This window comes from Paraclostridium benzoelyticum, from assembly GCF_001006285.1.
GTDB lineage: Bacteria > Bacillota > Clostridia > Peptostreptococcales > Peptostreptococcaceae > Paraclostridium > Paraclostridium benzoelyticum.
The window spans coordinates 15,855-27,254 of sequence record NZ_LBBT01000194.1 but is presented as its reverse complement, the minus strand read 5'-3'; the positions used below and the strand labels follow the sequence as shown (position 1 = coordinate 27,254).

Genomic DNA, 11,400 nt, shown 5'->3' with positions numbered 1-11,400 from the left:
ATTATAAATATTGGTAATTAATAGTATTTAATGTAATCTTTTGTAAAATTACATTACTTTTATATTAATGAATCTCCAGTCATTTCTTCTGGTTTTTGTAAATTCATTATGTCAAGTACAGTTGGCGCTATATCAGATAATCTTCCACCTTCTTTAAGTTTAGAAGACTTGTATTCATCACCAACAACCATAAATGGTACTGGGTTAGTTGAGTGCGCAGTTATAGTTGTTTTAGTTTCTGGATCTTGCATTAATTCTGCATTACCATGGTCAGCTGTTATTAAAGCTACTCCACCTTTTTCTAAAACTTTATTTGTAACTTGTCCAACACATTTATCAACTTCCTCTACAGCCTTAACTGCTGCTTCTATAACTCCAGTATGTCCAACCATATCTGGGTTAGCATAGTTTAGTACTATAAAGTCATATTTATCTTCATCTATAGCTTTTAACATTTTTTCTGTTAATTCATCAGCACTCATTTCAGGTTGTAAATCATATGTTGCAACCTTTGGAGATGGTACTAATAATCTATCTTCACCTTTGTTTGGTTCTTCAACTCCACCATTAAAGAAGAAAGTAACATGAGCATATTTTTCTGTTTCAGCAGCTCTTAATTGAGTCTTACCGTTTTTAGCTAAATATTCTCCTAATGTATTTTCTAAGCTTTGTGGTTTGAATGCTACGTGTACATTTTTTATAGTTATGTCATATGTAGTTAAACAAACAAAGTAAGTTTTCATACATGGTCTTTCAAATCCAACAAATTCATCGCAAACTAATGCTCTTGTTATTTGTCTTGCTCTATCTGGTCTAAAGTTACCAAATATTATAGAGTCATTTTCTTTTATAAGACCTACTGGTTTTCCGTCTTCAACTATTACAGTTGGTAGTACGAATTCATCAGTCTTGTTTTCTTTATAAGCTTTTTCTACAGCTTCTTTTGCAGAAGTAGCAGTTTCGCCTTTTCCATCAACCATAGCGTCATAAGCTAGTTGTATTCTTTCCCATCTTTTATCTCTATCCATAGCATAGTATCTCCCAGATACTGATGCAAATTTCCCCACTCCTACTTCTTGCATGTATTTTTCAACATCTTCGATGAATGTTAAAGCACTCTTTGGATCAGTGTCTCTACCATCTGTGAATGCATGAACATATACATTTTCAACACCATTTTCTTTAGCCATTTTTATTAAAGCTTTTAAATGGTCTATATGTGAATGAACTCCTCCATTAGATAGTAATCCCATTAAATGAAGTGAATGTTCTTTCCCATTTTTCATTGCTTCTAATAAGACATCATTTTTGAAAAGTTCTCCATCTTCTATTGCCTTACTAACTCTAGTTAAATCTTGATATACTATTCTTCCTGCTCCGATGTTAGTGTGCCCTACTTCTGAGTTACCCATTTGTCCATCTGGAAGACCAACATCAAGACCACTAGCTTGTATTAAAGTATGAGGGTAGTTTTCATGTAATTTGTCTAAGTTAGGAGTTTTTGCACTTGCTACTGCATTTCCTATCTTTACTTCACTACATCCAAAACCGTCCATTATTATTAATGCTACTGGTTTTTTCATGTCTTTTTTCACTCCTTAGAAATTAACAAGTTCTGTGAAGTCAGCTGGTTGTAGACTAGCTCCACCAACTAAAGCTCCATCTATATCAGTTTGGTTCATTATTTCTGATACATTAGAAGGTTTTACACTTCCTCCGTATTGTATTCTTACTTCTTCTGATATTTCTTCTCCGTATAATCCTTTAACTACTTCTCTAACATATGCTATAACATCGTTAGCTTGCTCAGCAGTTGCAGTTTTTCCAGTTCCTATAGCCCATATTGGCTCGTAAGCTATAACAACTTTTTTCATATCTTCTGCAGTTACATTTTCTAAAGCTTTTTCAGTTTGAACTTTACAAACATCTTTAGTTTTATCTGCTTCTCTTTCTTCTAAAGTTTCACCTATACATAATATTGGATCTATTCCAGCTTCTAAAGCTTTTAATACTTTCTTGTTTACTGTTTCATTAGTTTCATTGAAGTATTGTCTTCTTTCAGAATGTCCTAATACTACATAATCTATATCTAATTCTTTTAACATAGGTGCAGATATTTCTCCTGTAAATGCTCCATTATCTGCATAGTGCATATTTTGAGCACCTATTTTTATAGGAGTTCCTTTTGTAGCTTCCTTTAAATCTTTTAATAAAGTGAAAGGAGCACATATAACTGCCTCTACATCTGTATTATTTACTTTTCCTTTTATCTCATTAACAAACTCTACAGCTTCTGCTATAGTTTTGTGCATTTTCCAGTTTCCTGCTATTATAGGTTTTCTCATTTTTACTTCCTCCATTACTATAAATTGAATATAGTACTTTTTTGCTTACAGTAGATAAAATTAAATTTATCTACTGTAAGCTATATATATAATTATTGATAAAATTTAAGGCTTATTTATTGTCTAATGCTGATATACCTGGTAAGTCTTTACCTTCTAAGAATTCTAGAGAAGCTCCTCCACCTGTAGAAACGTGAGTCATCTTATCTCCAAATCCTAATTGGTTAACAGCTGCAGCAGAGTCTCCTCCACCTATTACTGTTGTAGCATTTTCTAAAGCTGCCATAGTTTTAGCAACAGCTAATGTTCCTTTTGCAAAGTTTTCAAATTCGAAAACTCCCATAGGTCCATTCCATACTATTGTTTTAGAAGCATTTACTGTATTTACGTATTCTTCTATAGTTTTTGGTCCTATATCTAGTCCCATGAATCCTTCTGGTATGTTTGCATCTTCAGTTATAACTGGAGCAACATCTGCAAATTTATTACTGGCAGCATTATCTATTGGTAATAATAATTTAACACCTTTAGCTTTTGCTTTTTCCATCATTTCTTTAGCGTATTCTACCTTATCTTCTTCAACTAATGAAGTTCCTATTTGGTATCCTTGAGCTTTTAAGAATGTGTAAGCCATTCCTCCACCTATTATTAGGTTGTCTACTTTTTCTAATAATTCATTTATAACAGCTATCTTATCAGAAACTTTTGCTCCTCCTAATATAGCAGTGAAAGGTCTTACTGGATTAGCTACAGCTTCTCCTAAGAACTTTAATTCTTTTTGTATTAAGTATCCGCAAACTTTTTCATTTAAGAACTCTCCAGCCCCAACTGTTGAACAGTGAGCTCTATGAGCAGTTCCGAATGCATCATTTACAAATATTTCAGCTAATGAAGCTAACTCTTTAGAGAAGTTTTCTTCATTTTTAGTTTCTTCTTTTCTATATCTAGTATTTTCTAATAATACTATATCTCCGTTTTCCATTTTTTCTACAGCAGTTTTTGCATTTTCCCCTACAACGTTTTCGTCAGCTGCAAATACTACTTCTTTACCTAACATTTCAGATAATCTTTTAGCTACTGGTGCTAAAGATAATTCTGGCTTAGCTTCACCTTTTGGTTTTCCTAAGTGAGAGCATAATATAACCTTTGCTCCGTTCTCTACTAAGTATTTTATAGTAGGCATAGCTCCGTTTAATCTATTTTCATCAGTTATAACCCCATCCTTTAAAGGTACGTTGAAGTCACATCTAACTAAAACTTTTTTACCGCACACATTTATATCTTCTATTGTTTTCTTATTAAGCATTGACATGGTACTATCTCCTCTCAAAAAATGTTTTCCACAAATCAGTATATCATATTTATGCTTTTTGACCAATAAAGTATGTCACATTTATAAAAATTTACTTTTCTTGATATACTTATTTTTGCTGATTTATAATCAAATTTTTGTCTAGTACGATCTATAATCGTAAAAAAGTCCAGAGCCCGTAGTGTTAAACTACAAACCCGGACTTTTTTAAAGCCTGTATATTTTTATTTATACGAATTACTTAGCTAAGTTAGCGAAGTATCCTAAAGTTCTTATTAATTGAGAAGTGTAAGACATTTCATTGTCATACCAAGAAACAACTTTAACTAATTGCTCTCCGTTTACTTCCATAACTTTTGTTTGAGTTGCATCGAATAATGATCCGAACTCTATTCCTACTATGTCTGAAGATACTAATGGCTCTTCAGTGTATCCGAAAGATTCATTAGATGCAGCTTGCATTTCAGCATTTATTTCTTCTACAGTTACTTTTTTATCTAATGTACAAACTAATTCAGTTAAAGAACCAGTTATAACTGGAACTCTTTGAGCTCCTCCGTCTAATTTACCTTTTAATTCTGGTATAACTAAACCTATAGCTTTTGCAGCTCCTGTAGTGTTAGGAACTATGTTAGAAGCAGCAGCTCTAGCTCTTCTTAAGTCTCCTTTAGCATGAGGACCATCTAAAGTATTTTGGTCATTAGTGTATGCATGTATTGTAGTCATGAATCCTTTTTGTAATCCGAATTTATCATTTAAAGTTTTAGCCATTGGTGCTAAACAGTTAGTTGTACAAGAAGCCCCTGATATAACTGTTTCGCTTCCATCTAATATGTCATGGTTAACGTTAAATACTACTGTTTTTAAGTCTCCTGTTGCAGGTGCTGATATAACAACTTTTTTAGCTCCAGCTTCTAAATGAAGACCAGCTTTTTCTTGAGAAGTGAAGAATCCAGTACACTCTAATACTATATCAACGTTTAACTCTTTCCAAGGTAAGTCTGCAGGGTTTCTCTCAGCAGTAACTTTTATTTCTTGTCCGTTAACTACGAAAGCTCCTTCTTTAACTTCTATTTCACCATTGAATCTTCCTTGAGCTGAATCATATTTGAATAAGTGAGCTAATGTCTTAGCGTCTGTTAAGTCATTTATTGCTACTACTTCAAATTTATCTGTTTGCTCCATTAATCTTCTTAGAGCTAATCTACCTATTCTTCCAAATCCATTAATTGCTACTTTAACCATTATGTTTGCCTCCCTAATATAAATGTGTATATATTTAGCTAGCTTTGCTAGTTATTAACTAATTTACTTCTAATATTTTATAAGCACTTTGTTCATCTGTAATTATAACCATATTATCATTTAACTTAGATATTGCAGTAACCGCTTCTGCTTTACTTGATCCTGCAAATATTGCTATGTTATTTTTTACAGATTTAAATGTTTCTAATTTTATTCCTACAGTATTTAATTCATATACTATTTCACCATTTTTGTTGAAATAATATCCAAATGCTTCACCTACAGCCCCTTTAGATAAAATTTCTTCAACTTGCTCTTTTGGTAATTTTCTTCTTGTAGCCATTTCATCTGCTCTTCCAATTCCAAATACAAGTATATCTGTGTTTAAAACAAAATTTAATGTTTTGTGTATTTCTGGTTCTAAACTAAGCGTTTTCATTGCTTCTACACCTAGTTCATCTGGTACATGAAGTAATTTGTAATGTGCTCCTAATTTTTTTCCTAATATAGCTACTATGTTATTTGATTGAGTTTCTACATCTTTTCCGACCCCTCCTCTAGCAGGAACTATAGTCGTTTGATTGTATTTTTTGTCGCTTTTTAAACTGTTGGCAAATTCTAGCATAGTACTTCCACCTGTTACTGCTACGACACTGTTGTCTTTTAGTATACTTAAGAAGTATTCAGCACCTTGTTTCGCTACATCTTTTAATAAGCTCTCATTCTTTTCAAAGTCACCAGGAACAATTATAACTTTTTTAATTCCCAATTTCTCTTTAACTCTATGTTGTAGCTGTGAAAGACCCATAACATCATTCATAATATCTTTTAGTTGATCTAAAAGATCTAATCCTTCTTCTGTAACCGTCATTCCTGAAACAGCTACATTTATTAGATTTTGCTCTTTTAAGACTTCTGTCTCTGATCTAACTATTCTTTCGCTAATCTCTAGCATATTTGATAATGTACGTCTTCCTATAGGTTCACTTAAAGATATCTGTCTTAATATAGAATATCTTCTTTCCATAATTTCTATTACCTGTGGAATTAGTTTCTTTTGTATATTAATTAAGTCATTCATTAAAAGTTACTCCTTCAATATAATTCTTATTTAAGGGACATTTATTGTCCCTTGTTCATATTTTAGTCCCACAAGTTAATTTTATTTTATAGGAAATCCTTATTAATTTCAATAGTTTTTAAAATTTTTTTATATTTAATTATTTTAATACTCTTTTCTTTTACTAGATGAAGGTATCTTTAACTCTTCTCTGTACTTGGCTACAGTACGTCTAGCTACTGAAATTCCGCTTTCCTTTAAAATTTTAGATAGTTGCTCATCACTTAACGGTTTCTTCTTATTTTCAGACTTTATTGTTTCCTTTATTATTTTTTTTATGCTGGTGCTAGATGCCATTTCTTCATTTTGTGTTTCAATGGCACTGCTAAAGAAGTATTTAAATTCATATACTCCAAATGGAGTTAACATGTATTTTCCATTTACTCCTCTACTTACTGTAGATTCATGACAGTCAATTATATGAGCTATATCTTTTAATTTTAGTGGTTTTATAAATTGTGGTCCTTTATTAAAAAATTCTTCTTGGCAAGAAACTATTGTTTCTGCAATTTTTAGTATTGTATGGTTTCGGCTTTGTATATTTTTTACCAAGCTAGTAGCAGAATTTAATTTTGATTTTATAAATTCTTTAGCATCATTGTCTGATGATGTATTTCTAAGTACTTCTTTGTAAAAATTATTGATCTTTAACATATAAGAATCTTTTTCATTTTTATAAACTATAAACTCATTATCAATTTTTTCAACTATAACATCAGGTTGCACGTATACCGTTTTCTCACTGCAACACAATCTTCCCGGTCTAGGATCCAATGACTTAATTTTGTGGACTAGATTAACACATCTTTGCATTGGAATTTTGTGTTTTTTGCTTATTTCTTTAACTTTATTAGAAGCTATTAAGTCTAAATCTTCTTTGATTATATTTATTAAATCTTCGTCATATTCTCCTGCATTTTCAATTTGCAAAATTAGACATTCAACTAAATCTCTAGCTCCAACTCCTATAGGATCTAGCTGTTGAACTTTTTTTAAACACTCTAAAAATGTATTTTCATCTACATTTAACTCTTTTAACTCGTTCAACATTATTTCTTCTGAAAATCTTAGATATCCATCTTCATCCAAGCTATCAATTATGTAATTACAAACTTCTTTTTCTAGTTGACTAATTTTGTATAATCCTATTTGAAGACTTAAGTGTTCATATAAATTAACATCTTCCCTTATCATATTTTCTAGATTTAAATCATTATCTGGATTATAATTTACTTCTCTTTTATATCCGGTATCCATATTTTTTATGTAAGCTTCCCAGTCTATTTCCTCTTTTCGTTCTATATCTAATAAGGGATTTTCCTCTGATTCTTTTCTTATCTCTTCTTCTAATTCAACTTTACTCATATTGAGTATTGCTAATGACTGTTTTAGCTGTGTAGTCATCACCAGCTTTTGAGATTGAGTTAATTCTAGCCTGTTGTTAAAGTTCAAATTTTTCACCCCGCTTTTATTTTTTCAATCCAAAAAAACCCTTTCGCATAAATATATTCTACCACTTGGTATGACTCTTATGCAAAAGGGTTTTATTTATTATTTCATTACTTGTTCATTTTATCTAATATAGCTTTTAATTCATCTTCATCAAACATGTATTTTGAGTTACAGAATTGACATCCTATTTCAGCTTTTTTATCTTCTTCTATTATTTCAGCTAATTGATGTTGTCCTATAGATATTAAAACTCCTTCAACTCTTTCTTTTGAGCATTCACATTCGAATCCAACATCATACTTATCTAGAATTTGAGGATTTAATCCATCAAGTACTATATTAAGTATGTCTTCAGGAGTTTTTCCTTCTTTTAACATATTTGTTATAGAATCTAAGTTAGCAACGTTAGACTCTAATTTTGATATAGTTTCTTCAGTTGCATCTGGCATTAATTGAACTATAAATCCACCTGCATATTCAACTTCTTCTTCTTTTGTCAATACTCCTAGGGCTACTACTGATGGAGTTTGTTCTGATACTGCGAAATAATATGTTAAATCTTGGGCTATTTCTCCGCTAACCATAGGATATGAACCATTATAAGGTTCTCTTAATCCTAAGTCTTTTGTAACTCTTACTGTTCCTTCACTTCCAACAGCAGCTGCAACATTTAACTTACCATTTTCATAATCTTCTACTACAACATTTGGGTTATCAACGTACCCTTTTACTATCCCCTTAGAGTTAGCTGTAGCTAATATACTTCCTATAGGTCCGCCACCTTTTATTATAACTGTTATTTTATCTCCATCGTTTTTCATCATAAGACCCATCATAGATGTTGCTGTTAGTGTTCTTCCTAAAGCAGCTGTAGCAACTTTACTTGTCTTATGAAGATCTCTAGCTGTTTCTACCATATTTCTAGTAGTTGCAACAAAAGCTCTTACCTGTCCATCTCCAGCTGTTGCTCTTAAAACATAATCCTTCATAATATTTTCCTCCAATCACATTAAAACTTTATGTCTATTTTTTACAAACAAAAAATACTCTTTCCGAATCGTCTTTTGGTTTATTGAATGTAAAGTCTCCATAAACTTTTACATCTTTAAAACCTGATTCTTGAAGCATTTCTACTATTTCATCTTCTGTATACGCTCTTTGCTGATGTACCTCTTCAAACTTATCATATCTTCCATCTTCACCTTTTATGAAAAATGCTAATTCCATTTCTAATAAGTTTTCTTCTGTATCAAAATAATTTTGCCATAAATAAGATACATCTTCTCTATTTTCACCATATATATTACCACCTAATATATTGGCTAATTTATAATATGAACTTATGTCAAATATGAATATTCCATTTTCTTTTAATAACTCATGAGTTGTATCAAAAACATTTTGTAAATCATCATCATAAGTTATATAGTTGAATCCATCACAAGCACATAAAACACAATCTAAACCTGTTATATCAAAGTCAAGTTCAGCTATATCTTGTTGTAATAATACAAGCTCTATTCCTTGTTTTTCAGCTTTTTCTCTAGCTACACCTAACATTTCTGCAGATATATCAATTCCAGCTATATCGTATTCTTTTTTAGCTAAAGGAATAGTTATATTTCCTGTTCCACATGCTAATTCTAGTATATTTTTAACTTTTACATTTTCGTTGTCTATTATATCTTCTATATATTTAACCCATTTGTCATAATCAACATCATTCATAAGTTCATCATATACAAATGCAAAATCTCTATACTGATCCATCGTCTTTATTTTCTTCCTTTTCCATTTTTTTCTTTTTCTTTTTACGAGATGTCAACGTACCACCTATACGACCTGCTTCTTTGGCTGTTAAACCTCCCCAACCAAGCTCAGAAACCTTATCCATTAGACCAAGTTCTGATGCTATCTCATATTTCATTATATCATCATCTGTCAATATTTTCTTTTTCTTAGTTGCGCTTTTCTCTCTTGGTTTATTTATATCAATATCTTTATAATTCATAAAAATCACTCCTTTATTTTATATTTTTGTCATATGAACAAAATTTATACAAAATTGAGGAGTGATTTAGTATTATAATATTGATTTTTTATGTTTTAATAATTTGATATATACATCTAAGGCATTGCCTAATATATTTTCATCAAAATTAAAGTTTAAACTATGAAGTCCATTTACAAATCCTTTTTCTTCATTTCTTGCCCCTAGCATAAAGAATAACCCTGGAAGAACTTGTTGATAGTAAGAAAAATCTTCTGATATCATTATAGGTTCTAGTTTAATAAGTTTATCGCTTCCTATTGCCTGTTCAAACTCTTCAAATAAAGCTTCATTATTATTAACAGCTGGATAGTCATCTCTTATTTCTACTTCTATCTTACAGTTGTAAGCTACTTCATATCCTTTAGCTAGTTCTCTAATTCTTTCTTTAATAGTTTCATATACTTCTGGTTTAAAAGCTCTTATAGTACCTTCTATTCTAATATTTTCAGCTATTATATTCCTTCTAGTCCCTCCATGCATCTTACCTATAGTAAGTACAGCATTATCTAGTGGACTTATATTTCTTGATACTATTGTTTGTAAGCTACTAATAAAGCTAGAAGCTAAAACTATTCCATCTATTCCATTTTGAGGCATAGCTCCATGACCACTTTTAGCAATAATATCTATGTCTAATTCTCCAACTTGAGCTAAGAAGTAATTTGGTCTAGTCCCTACATAACCTTCAGGTATTTCTGGATATATATGAAGCCCATATATTTCATCTATTTTATACTTTTCTACTATACCTGCGTTGATTAATGGTTTAGCTCCTCCTGGACCTTCTTCTGCTGGTTGGAATATAAATACTATATCATCCATCAGATTTTCTCTATTTTCATTTAAATATGTTACTAATCCAAGTAATATACTCATATGTCCATCATGCCCACATAAGTGCATAGCTTTTTCCCCTAATGTAAGAGCATCCATATCCGATCTAAAAGCTATAGTTTTTTTAGGATTTTTTCCTTTTATAATTCCAACTACGGCAGTGTCTAACATTTCTTCATATTCTACACCTATATTATTTAAATAATCTTTTATATATTTACTAGTTTTAAACTCTTGATTTCCTATTTCAGCTAGTACATGTAATTCTTTTCTATTATTTTTCATGCACTCTTTTATATTACATATATTATTCATACAAATCTCCTTTATTATCAATTTATATGTTTTTATTATACCCAATATATATGCGCTTTGTATTGCTATTAGTGCCTAAGTTTTTTAAAACTATTGTTATTAATGCCTTGTTTAATATAATTTATTTAAGCATAAAAAAAGATTGGGAAAATCCCAATCTTTTTTTATCTATCTTCGTTAGTAACGTTAAATACGTAAGGTATGTTTCTGTAGTAATCTCCGAAGTTTAATCCGTATCCTACAACAAATTTATCTTCTATTTCAAATCCACAGTAGTTAGGAACTAATTCCACTTTTCTTCTACTTGGTTTATCTAAAAGAACACAACATTTTATACTAGCAGGGTTCTTAGTTTTTAAGTGACCCATAACAAAGTTCATTGTAAGAGCTGTATCTGTTATATCATCTACAACTAAAACATCATATCCTTCTATATCATCACTTATATCTGCTACCATGTTAACTTGACCAGTACTGCTTTCTCCATGCCCGTAGCTTGAAGTAGTCATAAATCCGATTTTAACAGGTACTGTTATGTGTCTTACTAAGTCTGCGCAGAATATGAAGCTTCCTTTTAACAGTGATATTACCATTAATTTTTTTCCTTCATAATCCTTAGATATTTGTGCTCCTAATTCTTTTAATCTTTCTTGTATTTGTTCTTCTGAACATAATACTTCCCATTTTTTAGTTTCTATATCCATGTTACAACCTCCGAAATGTT

General features: G+C 30.8%; 11 protein-coding genes. All 11 read right to left on the bottom strand.

The window, feature by feature from the left end:
- Window positions 1-59: 59 nt before the first annotated feature.
- The 11 genes from gpmI to hpt all read right to left on the bottom strand — a co-directional run bounded on the left by gpmI (window position 60) and on the right by hpt (window position 11,380).
- On the bottom strand, window positions 60-1,583 hold the full coding sequence (gene gpmI, locus VN21_RS09220; RefSeq protein ID WP_046822997.1) for a 2,3-bisphosphoglycerate-independent phosphoglycerate mutase: 1,524 nt from the start codon (window positions 1,581-1,583) through the stop codon (window positions 60-62).
- A 15-nt stretch (window positions 1,584-1,598) separates the two neighbouring features.
- Window positions 1,599-2,345, bottom strand: coding sequence for a triose-phosphate isomerase (gene tpiA, locus VN21_RS09215; RefSeq protein WP_021430225.1), 747 nt, complete (start codon window positions 2,343-2,345; stop codon window positions 1,599-1,601).
- 112 nt (window positions 2,346-2,457) lie between these two features.
- Window positions 2,458-3,657 (bottom strand): phosphoglycerate kinase, encoded by a 1,200-nt coding sequence (locus tag VN21_RS09210; RefSeq protein WP_046822996.1) that lies wholly within the window; start codon window positions 3,655-3,657, stop codon window positions 2,458-2,460.
- 237 nt (window positions 3,658-3,894) lie between these two features.
- Window positions 3,895-4,902, bottom strand: a complete 1,008-nt coding sequence (gene gap / locus VN21_RS09205) for a type I glyceraldehyde-3-phosphate dehydrogenase (protein WP_046822995.1) — start codon at window positions 4,900-4,902, stop codon at window positions 3,895-3,897.
- Window positions 4,903-4,960: 58 nt separating this feature from the next.
- Window positions 4,961-5,983: a sugar-binding transcriptional regulator gene (locus VN21_RS09200; RefSeq protein ID WP_046822994.1), complete on the bottom strand. Its 1,023-nt coding sequence runs from the start codon at window positions 5,981-5,983 to the stop codon at window positions 4,961-4,963.
- A 144-nt stretch (window positions 5,984-6,127) separates the two neighbouring features.
- On the bottom strand, window positions 6,128-7,483 hold the full coding sequence (gene rpoN / locus VN21_RS09195) for an RNA polymerase factor sigma-54 (RefSeq protein ID WP_226896690.1): 1,356 nt from the start codon (window positions 7,481-7,483) through the stop codon (window positions 6,128-6,130).
- A 98-nt stretch (window positions 7,484-7,581) separates the two neighbouring features.
- A complete protein-coding gene (gene hslO, locus VN21_RS09190; RefSeq protein ID WP_046822993.1) occupies window positions 7,582-8,463 on the bottom strand; it encodes an Hsp33 family molecular chaperone HslO in 882 nt (293 codons plus the stop codon).
- A 34-nt stretch (window positions 8,464-8,497) separates the two neighbouring features.
- The gene (locus tag VN21_RS09185) at window positions 8,498-9,244 is read right to left on the bottom strand and encodes a class I SAM-dependent DNA methyltransferase (RefSeq protein ID WP_046822992.1); all 747 of its coding nucleotides are present in this window, start codon (window positions 9,242-9,244) and stop codon (window positions 8,498-8,500) included.
- Entirely contained in the window at window positions 9,231-9,485 is a 255-nt protein-coding gene (locus VN21_RS09180; protein WP_021430255.1) for a small, acid-soluble spore protein, alpha/beta type, read from the bottom strand. The genes VN21_RS09185 and VN21_RS09180 overlap by 14 nt, the downstream gene beginning before the upstream one ends.
- Before the next feature lie 72 nt (window positions 9,486-9,557).
- Complete coding sequence (locus VN21_RS09175; protein ID WP_046822991.1) at window positions 9,558-10,676, bottom strand: N-acetyldiaminopimelate deacetylase; 1,119 nt, start codon at window positions 10,674-10,676, stop codon at window positions 9,558-9,560.
- A 164-nt stretch (window positions 10,677-10,840) separates the two neighbouring features.
- A complete protein-coding gene (hpt, locus tag VN21_RS09170) occupies window positions 10,841-11,380 on the bottom strand; it encodes a hypoxanthine phosphoribosyltransferase (RefSeq protein ID WP_046822990.1) in 540 nt (179 codons plus the stop codon).
- Between the last annotated feature and the right edge of the window lie 20 nt (window positions 11,381-11,400).